This window comes from Citrobacter sp. Cpo091, from assembly GCF_030332645.1.
Taxonomy (GTDB): domain Bacteria; phylum Pseudomonadota; class Gammaproteobacteria; order Enterobacterales; family Enterobacteriaceae; genus Citrobacter; species Citrobacter portucalensis.
The window spans coordinates 41,319-62,392 of record NZ_JAOWHL010000017.1; the positions used below are offsets into that span (position 1 = coordinate 41,319).

The 21,074-nt window shown below is 52.9% G+C and carries 20 protein-coding genes and 1 other annotated feature; of the genes, 12 read left to right on the top strand and 8 right to left on the bottom strand.

Annotated elements, in window-relative coordinates; genetic code table 11:
* Positions 1 to 38: 38 nt before the first annotated feature.
* From mnmE to OGY04_RS23150, 6 genes are all read right to left on the bottom strand, one after another.
* Positions 39 to 1,403 (bottom strand): tRNA uridine-5-carboxymethylaminomethyl(34) synthesis GTPase MnmE, encoded by a 1,365-nt coding sequence (mnmE, locus tag OGY04_RS00265; protein ID WP_032945460.1) that lies wholly within the window; start codon positions 1,401 to 1,403, stop codon positions 39 to 41.
* Between the two features lie 105 nt (positions 1,404 to 1,508).
* Entirely contained in the window at positions 1,509 to 3,155 is a 1,647-nt protein-coding gene (yidC, locus tag OGY04_RS00270) for a membrane protein insertase YidC (protein ID WP_003827058.1), read from the bottom strand.
* Positions 3,156 to 3,157: 2 nt separating this feature from the next.
* Complete coding sequence (yidD, locus tag OGY04_RS00275) at positions 3,158 to 3,415, bottom strand: membrane protein insertion efficiency factor YidD (protein ID WP_003023846.1); 258 nt, start codon at positions 3,413 to 3,415, stop codon at positions 3,158 to 3,160.
* Positions 3,379 to 3,738, bottom strand: a complete 360-nt coding sequence (rnpA, locus tag OGY04_RS00280) for a ribonuclease P protein component (protein WP_003844432.1) — start codon at positions 3,736 to 3,738, stop codon at positions 3,379 to 3,381. The genes yidD and rnpA overlap by 37 nt, the downstream gene beginning before the upstream one ends.
* Positions 3,739 to 3,755: 17 nt before the next feature.
* Positions 3,756 to 3,896 carry a 50S ribosomal protein L34 gene (gene rpmH, locus OGY04_RS00285; protein ID WP_003023858.1) on the bottom strand — a complete coding sequence of 47 codons (141 nt, stop codon included), beginning with the start codon at positions 3,894 to 3,896 and terminating at the stop codon, positions 3,756 to 3,758.
* A gap of 228 nt (positions 3,897 to 4,124) precedes the next feature.
* Positions 4,125 to 4,280: a hypothetical protein gene (locus OGY04_RS23150; RefSeq protein WP_418657320.1), complete on the bottom strand. Its 156-nt coding sequence runs from the start codon at positions 4,278 to 4,280 to the stop codon at positions 4,125 to 4,127.
* A 222-nt stretch (positions 4,281 to 4,502) separates the two neighbouring features.
* Between OGY04_RS23150 and dnaA the strand changes: the two genes are divergently transcribed.
* From dnaA to OGY04_RS00325, 8 genes are all read left to right on the top strand, one after another.
* Positions 4,503 to 5,906: a chromosomal replication initiator protein DnaA gene (dnaA, locus tag OGY04_RS00290; RefSeq protein WP_003827078.1), complete on the top strand. Its 1,404-nt coding sequence runs from the start codon at positions 4,503 to 4,505 to the stop codon at positions 5,904 to 5,906.
* A 4-nt stretch (positions 5,907 to 5,910) separates the two neighbouring features.
* On the top strand, positions 5,911 to 7,011 hold the full coding sequence (dnaN, locus tag OGY04_RS00295) for a DNA polymerase III subunit beta (RefSeq protein ID WP_003023863.1): 1,101 nt from the start codon (positions 5,911 to 5,913) through the stop codon (positions 7,009 to 7,011).
* A gap of 138 nt (positions 7,012 to 7,149) precedes the next feature.
* Entirely contained in the window at positions 7,150 to 8,223 is a 1,074-nt protein-coding gene (gene recF / locus OGY04_RS00300) for a DNA replication/repair protein RecF (RefSeq protein ID WP_234096614.1), read from the top strand.
* Positions 8,224 to 8,251: 28 nt separating this feature from the next.
* On the top strand, positions 8,252 to 10,666 hold the full coding sequence (gyrB, locus tag OGY04_RS00305; protein WP_008786542.1) for a DNA topoisomerase (ATP-hydrolyzing) subunit B: 2,415 nt from the start codon (positions 8,252 to 8,254) through the stop codon (positions 10,664 to 10,666).
* A gap of 210 nt (positions 10,667 to 10,876) precedes the next feature.
* The gene (yidA, locus tag OGY04_RS00310) at positions 10,877 to 11,689 is read left to right on the top strand and encodes a sugar-phosphatase (RefSeq protein ID WP_286584518.1); all 813 of its coding nucleotides are present in this window, start codon (positions 10,877 to 10,879) and stop codon (positions 11,687 to 11,689) included.
* A 171-nt stretch (positions 11,690 to 11,860) separates the two neighbouring features.
* Positions 11,861 to 12,871, top strand: coding sequence for a hypothetical protein (locus OGY04_RS00315; RefSeq protein WP_286584520.1), 1,011 nt, complete (start codon positions 11,861 to 11,863; stop codon positions 12,869 to 12,871).
* On the top strand, positions 12,868 to 13,998 hold the full coding sequence (locus OGY04_RS00320; protein ID WP_008786539.1) for a BamA/TamA family outer membrane protein: 1,131 nt from the start codon (positions 12,868 to 12,870) through the stop codon (positions 13,996 to 13,998). Before OGY04_RS00315 ends, OGY04_RS00320 begins: the two co-directional genes overlap by 4 nt.
* On the top strand, positions 13,995 to 15,122 hold the full coding sequence (locus OGY04_RS00325; protein ID WP_286584526.1) for a DUF4056 domain-containing protein: 1,128 nt from the start codon (positions 13,995 to 13,997) through the stop codon (positions 15,120 to 15,122). Before OGY04_RS00320 ends, OGY04_RS00325 begins: the two co-directional genes overlap by 4 nt.
* Here OGY04_RS00325 and cbrA read toward each other — a convergent pair.
* Positions 15,111 to 16,256, bottom strand: a complete 1,146-nt coding sequence (gene cbrA, locus OGY04_RS00330; protein ID WP_286584529.1) for a colicin M resistance lipid reductase CbrA — start codon at positions 16,254 to 16,256, stop codon at positions 15,111 to 15,113. The two genes, OGY04_RS00325 and cbrA, sit on opposite strands and share 12 nt — an antisense overlap.
* A gap of 99 nt (positions 16,257 to 16,355) precedes the next feature.
* Here cbrA and OGY04_RS00335 point away from each other — a divergent pair, with 99 nt between their 5' ends.
* Positions 16,356 to 17,582, top strand: a complete 1,227-nt coding sequence (locus tag OGY04_RS00335) for a YidR family protein (protein WP_286584532.1) — start codon at positions 16,356 to 16,358, stop codon at positions 17,580 to 17,582.
* Position 17,583: 1 nt separating this feature from the next.
* Here the strand turns inward: OGY04_RS00335 and OGY04_RS00340 are convergent, their stop codons facing one another.
* Positions 17,584 to 17,916 (bottom strand): YceK/YidQ family lipoprotein, encoded by a 333-nt coding sequence (locus OGY04_RS00340; RefSeq protein ID WP_003023879.1) that lies wholly within the window; start codon positions 17,914 to 17,916, stop codon positions 17,584 to 17,586.
* 238 nt (positions 17,917 to 18,154) lie between these two features.
* Positions 18,155 to 18,227, top strand: a sequence feature (ROSE (Repression Of Heat Shock gene Expression) occurs in the 5'-region of heat shock genes and acts as an RNA thermometer to modulate expression.).
* On the opposite strand from OGY04_RS00340, the gene ibpA reads away from it, so the two are divergent.
* From ibpA to OGY04_RS00355, 3 genes are all read left to right on the top strand, one after another.
* On the top strand, positions 18,221 to 18,634 hold the full coding sequence (gene ibpA / locus OGY04_RS00345; RefSeq protein WP_003023882.1) for a small heat shock chaperone IbpA: 414 nt from the start codon (positions 18,221 to 18,223) through the stop codon (positions 18,632 to 18,634). It overlaps the preceding feature by 7 nt.
* 92 nt (positions 18,635 to 18,726) lie before the next feature.
* The gene (ibpB, locus tag OGY04_RS00350; protein ID WP_003827096.1) at positions 18,727 to 19,155 is read left to right on the top strand and encodes a small heat shock chaperone IbpB; all 429 of its coding nucleotides are present in this window, start codon (positions 18,727 to 18,729) and stop codon (positions 19,153 to 19,155) included.
* A gap of 123 nt (positions 19,156 to 19,278) precedes the next feature.
* On the top strand, positions 19,279 to 20,940 hold the full coding sequence (locus OGY04_RS00355; RefSeq protein WP_048227364.1) for a putative transporter: 1,662 nt from the start codon (positions 19,279 to 19,281) through the stop codon (positions 20,938 to 20,940).
* The last annotated feature ends 134 nt before the right edge of the window (positions 20,941 to 21,074 follow it).

The following is a 21,074-nucleotide window of genomic DNA, read 5'->3' on the forward strand; positions in this document are numbered from 1 at the left end:
TAGGCCCGGTTAGCATCGCGCCACCGGGCAACACAACGTTACTTACCAATACAGAAGCTGGAGAAAATCCGTCCCAGCAGATCGTCGGAGGTAAATTCTCCGGTGATCTCACTGAGGTTCTGCTGCGCCAGGCGTAGCTCCTCAGCCAGCAATTCTCCGGCCCATGCTCCGAGCAGTTGGGCTTTACCCTGCTCGAGATGCTCCGCCGCTTCTGCCAGCGCCTGCAGGTGACGACGACGGGCCAGGAAGCCGCCTTCCATATTGGTTTCAAAGCCCATGCTCTGTTTGAGATGATTACGCAGTACGTCAACGCCTTCACCGGTACGCGCGGAGAGGCGAACCAGTGAGTGGCCATTTACTTCGCTAAGGCCCAGCGTCTCACCGGTAATATCCGCTTTGTTACGCACCACGGTGATCGGCAGTTTGGCTGGCAGACGGGCAATAAAGTCTGGCCAGATATCTGCCGGGTCCACGGCGTCGGTGGTGGTGCCATCAACCATAAACAGTACACGGTCGGCCTGTTCAATTTCCTGCCAGGCACGTTCGATACCGATGCGTTCAACTTCGTCGCTGGCATCGCGCAAACCGGCGGTGTCGATGATGTGTAGCGGCATACCGTCGATATGAATATGCTCACGCAGCACGTCGCGGGTAGTCCCGGCGATATCGGTGACAATGGCCGCCTCACGGCCAGCCAGCGCGTTCAGCAGGCTTGATTTCCCGGCGTTTGGCCGACCGGCAATCACCACCTTCATCCCTTCGCGCAGCAGGCTGCCCTGACGCGCTTCCGCACGCACGGCATCAAGATCGCTGATAACGCTGTTGAGTTGCGCTTCAATCTTGCCGTCAGACAGGAAGTCGATTTCTTCATCCGGGAAGTCGATCGCTGCTTCAACATAGATGCGCAGGTGAGTGAGCGCTTCCACAAGATGATTTACCCGTGCGGAAAATGCGCCCTGCAACGAGTTCAGCGCCGAGCGAGCGGCTTGCTCTGAGCTGGCATCGATCAGGTCGGCAATCGCCTCGGCCTGGGCTAAATCGAGCTTATCATTGAGAAACGCTCGCTCGGAGAATTCACCCGGTCTGGCAATGCGCAGCCCGGGAATGGTCAGAATACGTTTGAGCAGCAGGTCAAGAATCACTGGACCGCCGTGGCCCTGAAGCTCTAAAACGTCTTCGCCGGTAAAGGAGTTTGGGCCGGGGAACCACAAGGCAATCCCCTGATCCAGCGCGCTGCCATCCGCGTCTTTGAACGGCAGATAATCGGCATAACGCGGTTTGGGCAGTTTCCCCAGTACGGTTTCTGCGACCTCACGCGCTTTCAGGCCGGAGATACGCAGGATACCCACGCCACCACGTCCCGGTGGGGTGGCCTGAGCGACGATGGTGTCGTTATGGCTCATGGTTTGTCTCTTCTTAATGCAATAAAAAAGGCGGTCTAATGACCGCCCTTTACTTTATGTTCCGTTTGCCGGATGGCGGCTTCGCCTAATCCGGCCTACACCGAATCAGGAGTTTTTCTTCTCGCGGCTATGCAGGCCACGTTTCTCCAGACCACGGTAAATCAGCTGCTGCTGAATAATGGTTACCAGGTTGCTGACGATATAGTACAGCACCAGACCTGACGGGAACCACAGGAAGAACACGGTGAAGATGACCGGCATGAAGGTCATGATCTTCTGCTGCATCGGGTCGGTTACGGTGGTCGGAGACATCTTCTGAATGAAGAACATCGTCACGCCCATCAGAATCGGCAGGATGTAGTACGGGTCCTGTGCCGACAGGTCATGGATCCACAGGGCGAACGGTGCATGACGCAGTTCAATGGAGCCCATCAGCATGTAGTACAACGCCAGGAAGATTGGCATCTGGATGATCAGCGGGAAGCAGCCGCCCAGCGGGTTTACCTTCTCAGCTTTGTACAGGGCCATCATTTCCTGGCTCTGACGCTGTTTGTCATCGCCCAGACGCTCACGCATAGCCTGAATCTTCGGCTGCAGCATACGCATCTTCGCCATGGAGGTGTACTGCGCTTTGGTCAGCGGGTACATGATGCCACGAACGATAAAGGTGATAACGATGATGGAGAAGCCCCAGTTACCCAGGAAGCTATGGATCCACTTCAGCAGTTTAAACAGCGGCTGAGAAATGAACCACAACCAGCCGTAGTCCACGGTCAGATCCAGGTGCGGTGCAACGGCCGCCATTTTATCCTGAATTTCCGGGCCGACCCACAGGGTGCTGGTCATCGCGCCAGTCTGGCCAGGCTGTACCAGTACCGGCTGTGATTTATAGCCGATAGCGGCAATGCCGTTACCCAGGTTAGCGGTATAGAAGTTGTTGGTGCCGTCGTTACGCGGAACCCATGCCGTTGCGAAATACTGTTGCAGCATTGCGACCCAGCCGTCTTTAGCATTGACGTTCAGGTTTTCGTTTTCAGCAATGGTGTCGAATTTGTATTTCTCATACTTCTCATCCGGCGTGGAGTACGCCGCGCCACGGAAGGTGTGCAGCGCAAAGTTGCTGCTACCGGTGTCACGATGAGATGGCAGATTGATGGATTGCTTCAGCTGACCAAAGGTGGAGATTTCCAGCGGTTTTTCGCCGGCGTTCTGCACGCTGTAGTTAACGTTGACAGCATATTCACCACGCTTAAGAACAAACGTTTTAGTGAATGTGTTACCCGCTGCGTCAGTATAGGTCATCGGGATCTGCAGTTCGTTCTGACCGTCAGCCAGTACAAACGCGTCTTTATCGACGTTGTACAGCGGACGTGGGCCGTTAGCCGGGTTATCCGGGCCGTCACGACCTGTCAGGCCACTCTGTGCCTGGTAGATGAACTGTGGCGTAGTTTCCAGTAACTGGAACGGTTCGGTAGAACCGAGTTCTTTCGGGTAAGCTGGCAGTGAAGCCTGTTCCACATCACCACCACGGGTGTTGATGGTCAGATCAAGCACGTCAGTTTTAACCGTAATCAGTTTCCCCTGGCCACTGGCCGGTACGCCCTGGTCTGCGGCGCTACCCGCTGCGGTGGTCGTTGTCTGCGTGGTCTGTTGGGCCTGAGGTTGCGGGTTTTTATCCTGCTCCCAGGCTTGCCAGATCATGAAAGACACGAACAGCAAAGCGATGACTAAAAGATTGCGTTGCGAATCCATCGTTAGTGTTCTCTGGTATCAAATGGTCCGGGCGGGACGGGATCGTCACCACCAGGGTGTAAAGGGTGGCATTTTAATACGCGTTTCACCGTCAACCAACTGCCTTTTATCACTCCAAACCTGCGCAATGCCTCAATTCCGTAGCTCGAACAGGTTGGAGTGAAACGGCAATGCGGCCCAAGCAGCGGACTGATCAGGCGTTGATAGACCCGAATGAGGGCTATCAGGACCCGCGAGCCAGGCGACAATGGCGACGCCATAATTTTTCCAACGCTTCCGAGAGAGCACGGTTATCGAGGTCAGCAACCCCTTTTTTCGCCACCACCACGAAATCCATTGCTGGAAGCTCGTGCTGACGTAAACGGAAGCTTTCACGCGTCAGACGTTTAATCCGATTGCGTTCATGCGCACGTTTAACATTTTTCTTGGCGACTGTAAGACCGATACGGGGATGCCCCAGCGAATTCAGGCGGCCGAGGATGGTGATTTGCGGCGTGCCAGCCCGTTGTGGCTGCTGGAAGACGAATGTGAAATGAGTGGGAGTTAACAAACGTAACTCCCTGGGAAATGCGAGCTTAACCACTCAGGGGCTAGCTTTTATTACTTAGAAACGGTCAGACGAGAACGGCCTTTAGCACGACGACGTGCCAGAACCTGACGACCATTTTTATTAGCCATACGAGCACGGAAGCCGTGAGAACGGTTGCGCTTCAGTACAGACGGTTGAAAAGTGCGTTTCATGGCGATTTCTACCTAAACTTGAATAAATTCACTGACTTTTGCGTATACCCGAACGAATTTCGAACGACTTACGCCACAGTGTGGGTGATTAAAGAGGCCGGATTGTAATAATTGTACACTCCGGAGTCAATTCTCTTTCCTTATTTCCCGCTTTTTTCCGCATGGTTTCGCGTAAAAAACAGGCAGCGTTGACGCCGTAAGGCGACCGTTACTCGCTGGGGGTAAGAATTATACGGGCTGGTGGATAAAGCGCAAGGATCGCACGGGATCTTTATTAGATCGTTTAAGCAGTAAAGCATCTTTACTCATTAATTTTTTCAATATGCGCGCTAAAACCTGCAGCACTTCTCCAGGATCGTTTACACTTAGCCGATTCTGGATCATCCTGTGGATAAATCGGGAAGAATCTGTGAGAAACAGAAGATCTCTTTCTCAGTTTACGCTATGATCCGCGGTCCTGATCGTTTCAATGGATCCTGATCGGGTAAAAATTGCAGATAGCAATTCGCACGTCACCCTTTGCATAGGGTCTTGTCGATGTGCGTCAACAATCATGAATGTTTCAGCCTTTGTCATTTATCGACTTTTGTTCGAGTGGAGTCCGCCGTGTCACTTTCGCTTTGGCAGCAGTGTCTTGCCCGATTGCAGGATGAGTTACCAGCCACAGAGTTCAGTATGTGGATACGCCCGTTGCAGGCGGAACTGAGCGATAACACGCTGGCTTTGTATGCGCCAAACCGTTTCGTGCTCGATTGGGTAAGGGATAAATACCTTAATAATATTAATGGATTACTCAATAATTTCTGTGGAGCGGATGCCCCACAGCTGCGCTTTGAAGTCGGCACTAAACCCGTCACGCAAACGCTGAAAACGCCGGTCAACAACGTTGTTGCGCCCGCCCACGTGGCTCAGCAAGTGCAACCACAACGTGCTGCTCCGGCGGCTCGTCCAGGCTGGGATAACGTCCCGGCTCCGGCAGAACCTACCTATCGTTCTAACGTCAACGTCAAACACACGTTTGATAACTTCGTTGAAGGTAAATCTAACCAACTGGCGCGCGCGGCGGCACGTCAGGTGGCGGACAATCCTGGCGGCGCCTACAATCCGTTATTCCTATATGGCGGTACGGGTCTGGGTAAAACCCACCTGTTGCACGCTGTCGGTAACGGCATTATGGCGCGTAAGCCAAACGCCAAAGTGGTGTATATGCACTCTGAGCGTTTTGTGCAGGACATGGTCAAAGCCCTGCAAAACAACGCGATCGAAGAGTTTAAACGCTACTACCGTTCCGTTGACGCGCTGCTGATTGACGATATCCAATTCTTCGCGAATAAAGAGCGATCGCAGGAAGAGTTTTTCCACACCTTTAACGCCCTGCTGGAAGGCAATCAGCAGATCATCCTGACCTCGGATCGCTATCCGAAGGAGATCAACGGCGTTGAAGATCGTCTGAAATCCCGCTTTGGCTGGGGACTGACTGTCGCGATCGAACCGCCTGAACTGGAAACGCGTGTTGCGATCCTGATGAAAAAAGCCGACGAAAACGACATTCGTCTGCCGGGTGAAGTAGCGTTCTTTATTGCCAAGCGTCTACGCTCTAACGTACGTGAGCTGGAAGGCGCACTGAACCGCGTGATCGCCAACGCCAATTTTACCGGCCGGGCGATTACTATCGATTTCGTGCGTGAAGCGCTGCGCGATCTGCTGGCTTTGCAGGAAAAGCTGGTCACCATCGACAATATCCAGAAGACGGTGGCGGAGTATTACAAAATCAAAATTGCGGATCTGCTTTCTAAGCGTCGATCTCGCTCGGTAGCTCGTCCGCGCCAGATGGCGATGGCGCTGGCAAAAGAGCTCACTAACCACAGTCTGCCGGAAATTGGCGACGCGTTTGGTGGGCGTGACCATACTACCGTGCTTCATGCCTGCCGCAAGATTGAGCAGTTGCGTGAAGAAAGCCATGATATTAAAGAAGATTTCTCCAATTTAATCAGAACATTATCTTCGTGACGCTATGAAATTTACCGTTGAACGTGAACATTTATTAAAACCGCTTCAGCAGGTCAGCGGCCCGCTGGGTGGACGTCCTACACTGCCTATACTCGGAAACCTGCTGCTGCAGGTTGCTGACGGCACGCTTTCGCTGACCGGTACCGATCTCGAAATGGAGATGGTGGCGCGCGTGGCGTTGATCCAGCCCCATGAACCTGGTGCGACCACCGTTCCGGCACGTAAATTCTTCGATATTTGCCGTGGATTGCCGGAAGGCGCGGAAATAGCCGTTCAACTGGAAGGCGACCGCATGCTGGTACGCTCTGGTCGCAGCCGTTTCTCGCTGTCTACGCTGCCTGCCGCCGACTTCCCGAATCTGGACGACTGGCAGAGCGAAGTCGAATTCACCCTGCCGCAGGCGACGATGAAGCGCCTGATTGAAGCCACGCAGTTTTCGATGGCGCATCAGGACGTACGTTACTACTTAAACGGCATGCTGTTTGAAACCGAAGGGGAAGAGCTGCGTACCGTGGCGACCGACGGTCACCGCCTGGCGGTTTGTTCAATGCCTGTCGGTCAGCCGTTGCCAAGCCATTCGGTGATCGTACCGCGTAAAGGTGTGATTGAACTGATGCGTATGCTTGACGGCGGTGACAACCCGCTGCGCGTGCAGATTGGCAGCAACAATATTCGTGCGCACGTGGGGGATTTCATCTTTACCTCCAAGCTGGTAGACGGTCGTTTCCCGGATTATCGCCGCGTATTGCCGAAGAATCCGGACAAACATCTGGAAGCCGGTTGCGATATCCTCAAGCAGGCGTTTGCGCGTGCGGCGATCCTCTCGAACGAGAAATTCCGCGGCGTGCGTCTGTATGTCAGCGAAAATCAGCTCAAAATCACCGCCAACAACCCGGAGCAGGAAGAAGCAGAAGAAATTCTGGATGTCTCCTATCCTGGTACAGAACTGGAAATCGGCTTTAACGTTAGCTACGTGCTGGACGTTCTGAACGCGCTGAAGTGCGAGAACGTGCGTATTCTGCTGACCGATTCCGTATCGAGCGTACAGATTGAAGATGCAGCGTCACAATCTGCAGCCTATGTCGTCATGCCTATGCGCTTGTAAAGAATATCGGGCTATCTTACTTGTTATTCTGGCTCCGGGCAGTGCTCGCAATCCTCACGTACTTCAGTACGCTCCGGTTGCTGTGCGCTGGCCGTAACCAGACTAACTGCGACGATAACGCCCTGGTTATGAGTTGATATGTCGCTATCCCGACTGCTAATTAAAGATTTCCGCAATATTGAAAATGCGGATCTCGCTTTATCCCCCGGCTTTAACTTCCTGGTTGGCGCGAACGGCAGCGGCAAAACCAGCGTACTGGAAGCTATCTATACGCTCGGCCACGGTCGGGCGTTTCGCAGTTTGCAGATTGGCCGCGTGATTCGCCACGAGCAGGAGTCGTTTGTTTTACACGGGCGTTTGCAGGGTGAAGAACGTGAGACGTCGATTGGCCTGACGAAAGACAAACTGGGCGACAGCAAAGTGCGCATTGACGGCACTGACGGGCACAAGGTCGCAGAACTGGCGCACCTGATGCCGATGCAGCTGATCACGCCTGAGGGGTTTACTTTACTCAACGGCGGCCCCAAATACAGAAGAGCATTCCTTGACTGGGGATGCTTTCACAATGAAGTCGGTTTTTTCACCGCCTGGAGCAACCTGAAGCGACTGCTCAAGCAGCGCAATGCAGCGCTGCGCCAGGTGAGTCGTTATGAGCAACTGCGCCCGTGGGATAGAGAACTTATCCCGCTGGCGGAACAAATCAGCACCTGGCGCGCGGAGTACAGCGCCGGTATCGCGCAGGATATGGCGGATACCTGCCAGCAGTTTCTTCCCGAGTTTTCGCTCTCCTTCTCATTCCAGCGCGGCTGGGAGAAAGAGACTGATTATGCCGAAGTGCTGGAACGCAGTTTTGAACGCGATCGCATGTTGACCTACACTGCGCACGGCCCGCATAAGGCGGATTTCCGCATTCGCGCCGACGGTGCGCCGGTGGAAGATACGTTGTCGCGTGGGCAGCTAAAGCTGCTGATGTGCGCCTTACGTCTGGCGCAAGGGGAGTTCCTGACCCGTGAAAGCGGGCGGCGCTGCCTGTACCTGATAGATGATTTTGCCTCTGAACTGGATGACGCGCGTCGCGGACTGCTGGCCAGCCGCTTAAAAGCCACGCAATCTCAGGTCTTTGTCAGCGCAATAAGCGCTGAACACGTTATAGACATGTCCGATGAAAATTCGAAGATGTTTACCGTGGAAAAGGGTAAAATAACGGATTAACCCAAGATAAAATGAGCGAGAAACGTTGATGTCGAATTCTTATGACTCCTCCAGTATCAAAGTCCTGAAAGGACTGGATGCGGTGCGTAAGCGCCCGGGTATGTATATCGGCGACACGGATGACGGCACCGGTCTGCACCACATGGTATTCGAGGTGGTAGATAACGCTATCGACGAAGCGCTCGCGGGTCACTGTAAAGATATCGTGGTAACGATTCACGCTGACAACTCCGTGTCCGTTACCGATGATGGCCGTGGTATCCCAACCGGTATTCACCCGGAAGAGGGCGTTTCGGCAGCGGAAGTTATCATGACCGTTTTGCATGCAGGCGGTAAATTCGATGATAACTCCTATAAAGTTTCCGGCGGTCTGCACGGCGTGGGTGTTTCCGTCGTTAACGCCCTGTCACAGAAGCTGGAACTGGTGATTCGTCGTGAAGGCAAAGTGCATCAGCAAACTTACGTGCACGGTGTGCCGCAGGCGCCGCTGGCAGTAACCGGCGAAACAGAATTGACCGGGACTCAGGTCCGTTTCTGGCCAAGCCACGAAACCTTTACCAATGTTGTTGAATTTGAATACGACATTCTGGCGAAACGTCTGCGTGAGCTGTCATTCCTGAACTCCGGCGTCTCTATTCGTCTGCGCGACAAGCGCGACGGCAAAGAAGACCATTTCCACTACGAAGGTGGCATCAAGGCGTTTGTTGAATATCTCAACAAAAACAAAACGCCGATCCACCCGAATATCTTCTACTTCTCCACCGAAAAAGACGGTATCGGCGTTGAAGTTGCGCTGCAGTGGAACGATGGTTTCCAGGAAAACATCTACTGCTTCACCAACAACATTCCACAGCGTGACGGCGGTACTCACCTTGCAGGCTTCCGTGCGGCGATGACCCGTACCCTGAACGCCTACATGGACAAAGAAGGCTACAGCAAAAAAGCGAAAGTCAGCGCTACCGGTGACGATGCCCGTGAAGGCCTGATTGCCGTTGTTTCCGTGAAAGTACCGGATCCGAAGTTCTCCTCACAGACCAAAGACAAGCTGGTCTCCTCTGAGGTGAAATCGGCGGTAGAACAGCAGATGAACGAACTGCTGAGCGAATATCTGCTGGAAAACCCGTCTGACGCGAAAATCGTTGTCGGCAAAATTATTGATGCTGCGCGTGCTCGTGAAGCTGCACGTCGTGCGCGTGAAATGACCCGTCGTAAAGGCGCGCTGGACTTAGCGGGCCTGCCGGGCAAGCTGGCGGACTGTCAGGAACGCGACCCGGCGTTGTCCGAACTGTACCTTGTGGAAGGGGACTCCGCGGGCGGTTCTGCTAAGCAGGGCCGTAACCGTAAAAACCAGGCGATTCTGCCGCTGAAGGGTAAAATCCTCAACGTCGAGAAAGCGCGCTTTGACAAGATGCTCTCCTCTCAGGAAGTCGCGACACTGATCACCGCGCTCGGCTGTGGCATCGGTCGTGACGAGTACAACCCGGACAAACTGCGTTATCACAGCATCATCATCATGACCGATGCCGACGTCGACGGCTCGCACATTCGTACGCTACTGTTGACCTTCTTCTATCGTCAGATGCCGGAAATCGTTGAACGCGGCCACGTTTACATTGCACAGCCACCGCTGTACAAAGTGAAAAAAGGCAAGCAGGAACAGTACATTAAAGATGACGAAGCGATGGATCAGTATCAGATCTCTATCGCTCTGGATGGCGCAACGCTGCACACCAACGCCAGCGCACCGGCCCTTTCAGGTGAGTCGTTAGAGAAACTGGTTTCAGAATACAACGCGACGCAGAAAATGATTGGCCGTATGGAACGTCGTTTCCCGAAAGCGCTGCTGAAAGAGCTGGTTTATCAACCGACGCTGCCAGAAGCTGATTTGGCTGATGAAGCGAAAGTTACGGCCTGGGTTTCCCAGTTGGTTAACGTGCTTAATGAAAACGAAATGCACGGCAGCACCTGGAATAGCTTCGTGCGTAAAGACGCTGAACTGAACCTGTTCGAACCGGTGATCCGGGTGCGTACCCACGGTGTCGATACTGACTATCCATTGGAACATGAATTTGTGACCGGTGGCGAGTACCATCGTATTTGTACGCTTGGCGAGAAGCTGCGTGGGCTGATCGAAGACGATGCGTTTATCGAACGTGGCGAGCGTCGCCAGCCGGTTGCCAGCTTTGAGCAGGCGCTGGAATGGCTGCAGAAAGAGTCTCGTCGTGGCCTCGCTATCCAGCGTTATAAAGGTCTGGGCGAGATGAACCCGGAACAGCTGTGGGAAACCACCATGGATCCGGAAAGCCGTCGTATGCTGCGCGTTACCGTGAAGGATGCGATTGCTGCCGACCAGCTGTTCACCACGCTGATGGGCGATGCCGTTGAACCGCGTCGCGCATTTATCGAAGAGAACGCCCTGAAAGCGGCGAACATCGATATTTAAGCCAATCTGTAGGCCGGATAAGGCGGTTTACGCCGCCATCCGGCAAGACGTTGTATTGTGCCTGATGGCGCGTTGCTTATCAGGCCTACAAACGACAACCAATCTACAAAAAGGGGAATCTCGATTCCCCTTTCTATCCCCCTTTTCGTAGCTGTTTTTTGAGCGGAATCGCGTTAGCATGAGGACGGACTCATTTCATCCGGGGAACTCATGGCTATCAAACTTATTGCTATCGACATGGATGGCACACTTCTGCTACCCGATCACACCATTTCACCAGCGGTCAAAACGGCGATTGCCGCGGCACGCGCGCGTGGCGTGAATGTGGTGCTGACCACGGGACGCCCGTATGCCGGCGTTCACAGCTATTTGAAAGAACTACATATGGAACAACCCGGTGACTACTGCATTACCTACAACGGTGCGCTGGTGCAGAAAGCAGGGGATGGCAGTACCGTGGCGCAAACCGCGCTGAGCTATGATGATTATCGTTACCTGGAGCAGCTCTCCCGGGAAGTCGGCTCGCATTTCCACGCCCTCGATCGCAATACGCTGTATACCGCGAACCGTGATATCAGCTACTACACGGTACACGAATCGTTTGTCGCGACCATCCCGCTGGTGTTCTGTGAAGCCGAGAAAATGGATCCCGCAACCCAGTTCCTGAAAGTGATGATGATTGACGAGCCGGAGATCCTCGATAAAGCTATCTCTCGTCTACCTGTGGAAGTAAAAGAGAAGTACACCGTGCTGAAAAGTGCGCCGTATTTCCTCGAAATCCTCGATAAACGCGTCAATAAAGGGACGGGCGTAAAATCGCTGGCCGATGCGTTAGGCATTAAAGCCGAAGAGGTGATGGCGATTGGCGATCAGGAAAACGACATTGCGATGATTGAATACGCAGGCGTGGGCGTTGCCATGGATAACGCTATTCCATCAGTCAAAGAAATCGCCAACTTCGTGACGAAATCTAACCTTGAAGATGGCGTCGCCTGGGCGATAGAGAAATACGTCCTTTCCTGATGCGTGTTATGCCTGGCCTCGGCTGGGCAATAACATTAAGATGTTATAAAACATATATTTATATTATCAGATGTGAAACCGCACATTAATACCTCCACATAGTACGTAACTTCTATACTCTCCCTTCTTCTTTTATATCTGGGCAATTCCTGCCTGCTACTAAACTTTCTTATGACAAACACAAGCATCCGCGTGGTGTTGATAACGTCTTCCTGTCTGGTTTTTCATGCCAGTGCCGCGACGGATTCCAGCTCAACAATTACACCTCTCTTTGGCTATCAGGATAACGGTCTGTCTGCGCCTGTACCGGAAAAAACGACGGTTAAACCTGCCGAAAACCACACCATTTTGCCCTTTTTAGGCGATGAAGCGCGTAAGCGCGGATATGAACTACCGGCACCGTTTGGCGTGAATATTAACTACATGAATATCCGACAAAATATTAATGTGGATAGTATTAACTTCAACGGTCTTTCCCTCGGTGGCCGCTCACTGGATAACGCGTTTAAAATTAGCGTCGGCAATACGCGTGAACGCAGTAAAACCGAAACGCTGAAGCTGGATGCCTGGCTGCTGCCGTTTATGAATGTCTATGGCTTGATTGGCTATACCGATGGCCACTCCGTTTCGCAAATAGGCGTCGGGATAAAAGGCCCCCTTAAAGACCGCACACCAAGCAGTTTGCAGAATCTGGCGTTTCAGCTCGATTTTAAAGGCACCACCTACGGCGTAGGGACGACGCTGGTCGGCGGTGTAGGCAACTGGTTTACTGCTTTTGATGCCAACTACACCCAGACGCGGTTCGATATTCTGGATGGGAGTATTGACGCCTTAACTCTTTCTCCGCGCATCGGATATCGCTTTACCACCCCCAGTGTGGATGCGCTGCACCTGCCATCCGGAAAGTTGAATCTATGGGTTGGCAGTATGTACCAGGACGTGCAGCAAGAATTTAGCGGTAGCCTTAACGACCTCACCATGCCGTCTGAAACGCTGCAAAGACTCGTTGATATTGCCAACAAAGACGGTAATGGTCGCTTTGACGTTAAACAGCATCTGCAATCCCCCTGGAACGTGCTGGTGGGCGCACAGTATGAAATTACCCGGAACTTCAACGTCACGACCGAAATCGGCTTTGCTGAACGTAACAGTTTCTTCATGGCGGGAGAGTATCGCTTTTGAGCCGTCTTACCCTCTTCCTGCTGTTCAACATGCTCTCCTGTACAGTGCGGGCAGCGTTGCCGAGCCGAGGCGAAGTTGACGGTTGGCTAAATAAGTTGGGTGCCAGTGATAGCTTTGACGCCAGCAAAGGCATTGACTGGGGCGTAATGCCGGGACCGTTTTATACCCCGGAGCTGGGGTTAGGGATCGGTACAGCGGTGGTGGGGATGTATCGCCCTGACCCGAATGATACGGTAAGCCAAAACTCGACGCTGACGCTCAGCGGCTATTTTAGCTCAACTGGCGCATTCGGTATCACGATGCAAAATTACGCATTTTTTGCCGACGATCGGTGGCGATTCTTTCTCAATGGCGCATTAACGGATACTCCAACCTACTACTGGGGGCAAGGTTTTAGCGCTGGGGATAAAGATAACCAAAAACAGCAATACACCGCTCAGGTTCTGGAGTTGCGTCCAACGTTGTATCGCCAGTTGGCACCCAATGTTTATCTGGGGCTTGGCTGGTCGCTGAACGCCCAGCACGCTACCCAAATGGACGATAACGATCCGCCCAACATTGAGCATACCGGGCAGGGGGCGTCGGTTCTCAGCTCCGGAAGTAGTGTCGAACTCAGCTGGGACGATCGTGATTTCGTTCCCAACCCGCGTAAAGGACAGTATGCCGATGTCCGCTATACCCGATTCACACCAGAGGTGGGAAGCGATACGCGATTTGATGAATATCAACTGCACTACAGCCGCTATCACTCGCTGGACGAGAACAATGTGCTTGCCTGGGAGATGGACGGCGCGTTTACCCAGGGCGATGTGCCGTGGAGCATGATGCCGCTGCTTGGCAGCAATCAGCGTATGCGCGGATATTACGAAGGGCGCTATCGGGATAAAAACGCCGTCAGCGGGCAACTGGAGTATCGGCGGAAACTTGACTGGCGGCATGGCGTGGTTGGTTGGCTCGGTGCGGGCACGATGGGACCCTCTTTTCATGCGCTGGACGATGGACGCTGGTTACCGTCCGCCGGTGTGGGCTACCGCTTTGAATTTAAGCCCCGGGTGAATGTGCGTCTGGATTATGGGATTGGCAAAGGGAGCAGCGGTTTTTATTTTCAGGTTGGAGAGGCATTTTGATCAATAAGGTGGTGTTAATAGCGCTCTTATGGCTGGCAACGGCGATAGCCCGTGCGGCAATACCTGTAACTTTGCAGCTCGTTTCTACAGAGGATAAGGCCCAGGGTACTGCCTGGCCGGTAGTTTCGCCCCTCCCTGCACCTCAGGGATTACGTCCGTGCTGCGCGTTTGGCTACGACCTGCACGCACAGGTACTGCATATGCCGGTGCCATTTTATGAACTTGATAATGTTGTCACGATCGATAGCATCGGCGAGCACCGCTATAACGATAGCCTACTGTTAGGGCTAGCGAATCTGGCAGGGATCGGGCATGAGAATAACGGCATAGTGTATACCGCTCGCGGTGGCTTCATTGATACCGCACATGTCCGTGATACCGCAGACATGACGGCCTGGCTCTTTAGTCATCTTCTTCCACGACTTGGGCAAGCATTTACGCTGCGTCTGGATGATGAGCTTGCGCAACGGCATATCGTATTTAACGCTTTCACACCCCCCGCAGAGCCTGCTGAACGTTACGCGCTGGCGGCATGGATGGCCGCGCATCTGGCGTTTCAGCTCGCTGCCTGGCATGAAATTGCGCAATGGTATGGTTTTGAGTCCGTCCCTGGATTTTCAGAGGAGGTTTCTGCATTTTCCCCGGAAGATCTCTACTCAAATTTGTTGGGTGCCAGAATTGCGGTATCGCTGATCCTCAATGGGCAACTGGCAACAACGGAAATGTACGATGCGGCGATGAACAACGCGCTGCGCCAGGCGTTGATGCAATTGGGGGCAAAACCGGAAAAAATCACCCGCTTTCAGTTTGATATGCTGGATGGCAAATGGTGGAACAGCCAGCGTCGGGTACCAGAGAAATATTTGGTTCTGCACAGAAACTATGATGTGAGTGACTCGCGTTTACCGACGCCGGTACCGGGTGAACAAGCCTCGCCATTGAGACTGATGTTGCCACATCACTGGCGACAATATTCCCTTGATGCGTTGGCACAACTCGAACTTTGGCCTGGCCGTACAATGGAGCGGCTGCCTACGCCAGGTTCCTGGTACACCGTCGCCAACTTTCCCGCGCTGGCTACAGTGGCACAAGGCCGTGACAGCGAGGTGAACTCAGTCCCTTAAAAAAACGCGCCATAATGTCATAGCCATACTACGTTTTCTCTCACGTTTTTCTTTCGCTGGCGGGCGGCTTTCTGATTTTGCCAAGGGAATATGCGCAACGCCGCTGCGCATAATCCATTTACGGGAAAATGCCGACGTCAGGGCCCGGCTTTTCAGGATTTTGCCATACAGTTTGAGACGTAACTTGTGGGTGGCTTTACGGTAAGCGTGATTCATATCTGGCGTATCCCGCAGCAGTACCGATTTGAGGATCTCCGCGCTGTCCAGCGCATAGCTAATCCCTTCCAGCGAGCTGGCGCTGATAAAACCGGCCGCTTCACCAATCAAAAATGCGTTGTCCTCGCCGCAGACGAAGTCTTTCCAGCGTGAGGGGAATAGCACCGTACATTTTTCACTTTTCACCGGTTTGCCGAACTGGAAATGGAACGCTTCCAGCTTCTCTTTCAGCGCGTCAAAGCGTGCCTGTCCGTCCTTCATGGGGTAGGCGCCACCAAAGATAAAATAGCCATCTTTGCTGATACTCCAGGAATAACAGTCAGTTGCATCGTTATCAAAAATACAGGAATAGAACGGTGCGGCATGCTTTTCCACAAACCATTGTTGAATAGCGACATATTTACGGATTTGGTGCTGTGGATAGAGATGACGGCGCACCAGTGAGTTCGCACCGTCTGCCCCCACCAGATAACGTGCAGTTATCTGCTGCTCCCAACCGTCGGCGCGGAAGATAACATGCCATTTATCGCCCTCGCGCCAGATTTTCCGGCACAGGCTGTCGTGATAAACCTGCACATCATCAGGGATGAGAGATTTAAGCCATAAATCAAAAGCATGGCGGTTGATATTAATGTAGCTGCGCTGGTAGTTACGCGTCAAAGAAGCGGCAACATCAACCGTTTTAACGCTAAAAATCTGCGGGTTGGCGATAACATCAACGGGTAAGGTTATCCCGTCGCGGATAAACGAACGCTGGGCGTCCGGGGCCAGCAGACCGCCGCAGGGTTTAGTGAAACCTTCGTTGCCGCACTGGCGTTTTTTATCCAACGCAATCACGCGCATTTTTCCGCTCAACTGTCGCGCCAGCGCTGCGCCTGCCGGACCTAAACCGATAATCGCTACGTCAAAATGTTCCATCTTTCTGTCCGCAAAAATGAAGATGGCGATACGCTAAAGCCTGAAAGTGAAGTGCTTGTGAAGTATGATTGTTTTAATCGTCTTGTATCAGGGCATCTCATGAAGCAAATCACCTTTACGCCGCGTAATCATCAGCTTACCAATATCAATACCTGGACACCGGACAGCCAGTGGCTGGTCTTTGATGTGCGCCCTTCCGGCGCTTCCTTTACCGGTGAAACAATTGAGCGCGTCAATATCCATACTGGCGAGCTGGAGGTGATTTACCGGGCTACTCAGGGATCGCACGTTGGCGTGGTGACCGTTCATCCAAAGTTGGAAAAATATATATTCATTCACGGGCCTGAAAATCCTGATGAAACATGGCATTACGACTTCCATCATCGTCGTGGGGTGATTGTTACGCAGGCTGGGGTGGAGAATCTGGATGCAATGGATATTACCGCGCCGTACACGCCAGGCGCGCTGCGCGGCGGGAGTCATGTGCATGTCTTTAGCCCGAACGGTGAGTTTGTCAGTTTCACCTATAACGACCATGTTCTGCATGAGCGCTCTCCGGCGCTCGATTTACGCAACGTCGGTGTGGCCGCACCGTATGGCCCGGTGAAGGTCTTCGCGCAGCATCCGCGTGAATACAGTGGCAGCCATTGGTGCGTGCTGGTGAGCCAGACGACACCAACGCCAAAACCGGGTAGCGATGAGATTAACCGCGCCTATGAAGAGGGCTGGGTTGGAGAAAACAGGCTGGCGTTTATCGGTGATACGCTATCAGCCACTGGCGAGAAAGTACCGGAGCTGTTTATTGTTGATTTGCCACAGGATGAAAGTGGCTGGAAACAGCCGGGGGACGCGCCTCTGGAGGGGACTGACATGACCATGCCTGCGCCACCATCCGGTATTCGCCAACGCCGTCTGACGTTTACCCATGAGCGCGCCTTCCCGGGGCTGGTGAATCAGCCTCGCCACTGGGTACGCAGTAATCCAAAGGCATCAGAGATTGCGTTTTTAATGCGTGATGACAACGGTATTGTACAGCTATGGCTGATTTCTCCACAGGGTGGATCGCTGCGTCAGCTTACCCAGTGCGCTACGAATATTCAGTCAGCCTTTAACTGGCACCCATCGGGGAAATGGCTGGGATTTGTACTGGAGAACAGAATTGCCTGTTGTGATGTTCAAACGGGCGAGATTGATTTTTTAACGGAACGTCATGATAACCCGCCGTCGGCCGATGCGATCGTCTTCTCCCCTGATGGTCGACAGGTTGCGTGGATGGAAGACGTCGAGGGTTTCCGCCAGCTGTGGGTGACTGAAACCGGGCGTTAATTTATGGAGCAGACATTTCTGCCGGGGGAATAACGGCGTTCGTGGCCTGGGTTCTCTCCTCGCTCTTTTCTACGCGGGATCTCACCGAGTTATCTTTGCGAAAGAGATCCCAAGGTAGCAATACCGTATCGAGCACCGCGGTAAAAGGCATATCCAGAATCGCCAGCGACTTGGTTCCCCAGTTTGTATCACTTTCGCTAATCATTGTGGCACTGGCTCGCGTGCCAGGATACGTCCCTTCTTTACCACCTGTATGCGACATGATGCTGGAACAACCGCTTACAAACGCCATCCCACTACACATCGTCAGTGTTACCAACATTTTTTTAATCATCATTTATTCATCTGTATTTATCGTGTTTGCATGGTGAGTTAAAGCGATCCGTTGCGAAAATAACATCACCATTTCGTCGCACTGTGGCGGCCATCGCGATTTAACGAGAACAACTGCTCCCCCCAGTGTATGCAATAGACAACAAACTGCAAAAAAAGTCAGATGAATACGCTTGAAAAGTTTGTATTAAGACCCATTTTTAGAGTGTAGACAAATGAAGGGCATGCCTGATGGGTGTCCTGGCTACCTGACCTGTCCATGATGGAAGGTCAATTATTCTCGCTGATTTCAGGAGCTATTGATTATGCGTAACTTTGATTTATCCCCGCTGTACCGTTCTGCTATTGGTTTTGACCGTCTGTTTAACCTGCTGGAAAACAATCAGGGCCAGAGCAATGGCGGCTACCCTCCGTACAACGTTGAGCTGGTAGACGAAAACCATTACCGCATTGCAATTGCTGTTGCCGGTTTTGCTGAAAGCGAACTGGAAATTACTGCCCAGGACAATCTGCTGGTGGTAAAAGGCGCCCATGCGGACGATCAAAAAGAACGTACTTACCTGTATCAGGGTATTGCCGAGCGCAACTTTGAACGCAAGTTCCAGTTAGCGGAGAACATTCATGTTCGCGGCGCAAACCTGGTAAATGGTCTGCTGTATATCGATCTTGAGCGCGTGATTCCTGAAGCGAACAAACCGCGCCGCATCGAAATCAACTAATTCTGTAGGCCGCTTCAGGCGGCCTTGCTAAGTCATCGGCTTGCCGTCAGGGAGCCGAAAGGTACCTACTCGCTTCTTAGAAGGAGATTATTATGCGTAACTACGATTTATCCCCACTGCTGCGTCAATGGATCGGTTTTGACAAACTGGCCAATGCCTTGCAAAACACCGGTGAAAGCCAGAGCTTCCCGCCTTATAACATCGAAAAGAGCGATGATAACCACTACCGCATTACCCTTGCGTTAGCCGGTTTCCGCCAGGAAGATCTGGATATTCAACTGGAAGGCACGCGCCTGACCGTGAAAGGTACGCCGCAGCAGCCGGAAAAAGAGACCAAATGGTTGCATCAGGGGCTGGTCACTCAGCCGTTCAGCCTGAGCTTTACGCTGGCTGAAAATATGGAGGTCTCCGGCGCAAGCTTCACTAACGGCTTGCTGCATATTGATTTGACCCGGAATGAACCTGAAACCATTGCTCCACAACGTATCGCCATCAGCGAACGTCCTGCATTAGATAGTTAAATAGCTCCATGCCTTTGCCCCGCCAGAAATGACGGGGCTTTTTTGTGCTTTACCACCCATACATTGCGACTGTACTCTGCGAGAATCCATTTACTTAATGATGTTATTCACAGGGAACAGGATATGAGTGATATAGCATTGACGGTCAGCGTTCTGGCATTAGTGGCAGTTGTCGGGTTATGGATCGGCAACATAAAAATACGTGGCGTGGGTTTTGGCATTGGAGGCGTGCTGTTCGGCGGTATTATCGTCGGGCATTTTGTCGATCAGGCAGGGATGACCCTGAGCGGCGACATGCTGCATTTTATTCAGGAATTTGGCCTGATTCTTTTCGTCTACACCATTGGTATTCAGGTGGGGCCGGGCTTTTTTGCTTCTTTGCGCGTTTCGGGCCTGCGGCTGAATCTGTTTGCTGTGCTGATTGTCATCATGGGTGGCCTGGTCACCGCGATCCTGCATAAGATTTTTGCCATTCCTCTCCCTGTGGTGCTGGGAATATTCTCTGGAGCGGTCACCAATACTCCGGCGTTAGGTGCGGGGCAGCAAATTCTGCGCGATTTAGGTACGCCTGGCGATGTGGTTGACCAGATGGGGATGAGCTATGCCATGGCTTATCCTTTCGGCATCTGCGGAATTTTACTGACCATGTGGCTGATGCGCCTTATTTTCCGCGTTAACGTCGATGCTGAAGCCCAGCAGCATGAATCCACGCTGACCAACGGGCACGCACTGATTCAGACGATGAACATCCGCGTGGAAAACCCAAACATCAACAATATGGCGATTCAGGATGTCCCGATTCTGAACAGCGACAAAATCATCTGCTCGCGTCTGAAACGTGACGAGACATTGATGGTGCCGTCGCCAGGGACTGTTATCCAGATGGGCGACCTGCTACACCTGGTCGGGCAGCCTGCTGACCTGCATAACGCGCAGGTGGTGATTGGGCAGGAGGTAGACACATCGCTGTCCACGCGAGGTACCGATTTACGCGTCGAACGCGTGGTGGTGACCAACGAACAGGTACTGGGTAAACGAATCCGCGACCTGCATTTCAAAGAGCGTTACGACGTGGTGATTTCCCGCCTGAACCGTGCGGGTGTTGAGCTGGTAGCCAGCAGTGACGCCAGCCTGCAATTCGGGGATATCCTCAATCTGGTGGGGCGTCCCGCGTCCATTGATGCCGTCGCCAATGTTGTCGGCAACGCGCAGCAAAAACTGCAGCAGGTGCAGATGCTGCCGGTATTTATCGGTATCGGGCTGGGGGTTCTACTGGGTTCAATCCCGCTGTTCATCCCGGGGTTCCCGGTGGCGTTGAAACTGGGGTTGGCCGGCGGGCCGCTGATTATGGCCCTGATCCTGGGGCGTATTGGTAGCATCGGTAAGCTGTACTGGTTTATGCCTCCCAGCGCTAACCTGGCGTTGCGAGAGTTGGGTATCGTGCTGTTTCTTGCAGTGGTGGGTCTGAAGTCAGGCGGTGATTTTGTCGATACCCTAACACAGGGAGATGGTCTGAGCTGGGTGGGCTACGGTATTTTCATTACCGCGATTCCGCTTATTACCGTGGGCTTGCTGGCGCGAATCTTTGCCAAAATGAACTATCTGACACTGTGTGGCATGTTGGCTGGCTCAATGACCGATCCCCCGGCTTTGGCGTTTGCTAATAACCTGCATGCCACCAGCGGGGCAGCAGCGCTCTCCTACGCTACCGTTTATCCACTGGTCATGTTCTTGAGGATTATCACCCCGCAACTGTTGGCGGTGCTCTTCTGGGGATTAGGTTAAAACTGACGTATCCGGCCTGCATCTCCTGTAGGCCGGATAAAACGCAACTCTCCATCCGGCATTACAAACACCCTCTCTCTTTCCCATTGTCTCATCACCCGACTCGCCCTCTCGTTTGAGAATCAGGTTCATAC

Coding starts and splice junctions, on each gene's coding strand:
- OGY04_RS00315 (WP_286584520.1), top strand. CDS start 11,861: ATGACAAACACAAGCATCCGCGTGGTGTTGATAACGTCTTCCTGTCTG.
- ibpA (WP_003023882.1), top strand. CDS start 18,221: ATGCGTAACTTTGATTTATCCCCGCTGTACCGTTCTGCTATTGGTTTT.
- OGY04_RS23150 (WP_418657320.1), bottom strand. CDS start 4,280: ATGATCCAGAATCGGCTAAGTGTAAACGATCCTGGAGAAGTGCTGCAG.
- cbrA (WP_286584529.1), bottom strand. CDS start 16,256: ATGGAACATTTTGACGTAGCGATTATCGGTTTAGGTCCGGCAGGCGCA.
- yidA (WP_286584518.1), top strand. CDS start 10,877: ATGGCTATCAAACTTATTGCTATCGACATGGATGGCACACTTCTGCTA.
- ibpB (WP_003827096.1), top strand. CDS start 18,727: ATGCGTAACTACGATTTATCCCCACTGCTGCGTCAATGGATCGGTTTT.
- OGY04_RS00335 (WP_286584532.1), top strand. CDS start 16,356: ATGAAGCAAATCACCTTTACGCCGCGTAATCATCAGCTTACCAATATC.
- yidD (WP_003023846.1), bottom strand. CDS start 3,415: ATGGCGTCGCCATTGTCGCCTGGCTCGCGGGTCCTGATAGCCCTCATT.
- dnaN (WP_003023863.1), top strand. CDS start 5,911: ATGAAATTTACCGTTGAACGTGAACATTTATTAAAACCGCTTCAGCAG.
- gyrB (WP_008786542.1), top strand. CDS start 8,252: ATGTCGAATTCTTATGACTCCTCCAGTATCAAAGTCCTGAAAGGACTG.
- recF (WP_234096614.1), top strand. CDS start 7,150: ATGTCGCTATCCCGACTGCTAATTAAAGATTTCCGCAATATTGAAAAT.
- rpmH (WP_003023858.1), bottom strand. CDS start 3,896: ATGAAACGCACTTTTCAACCGTCTGTACTGAAGCGCAACCGTTCTCAC.
- yidC (WP_003827058.1), bottom strand. CDS start 3,155: ATGGATTCGCAACGCAATCTTTTAGTCATCGCTTTGCTGTTCGTGTCT.
- mnmE (WP_032945460.1), bottom strand. CDS start 1,403: ATGAGCCATAACGACACCATCGTCGCTCAGGCCACCCCACCGGGACGT.
- OGY04_RS00355 (WP_048227364.1), top strand. CDS start 19,279: ATGAGTGATATAGCATTGACGGTCAGCGTTCTGGCATTAGTGGCAGTT.
- OGY04_RS00340 (WP_003023879.1), bottom strand. CDS start 17,916: ATGATTAAAAAAATGTTGGTAACACTGACGATGTGTAGTGGGATGGCG.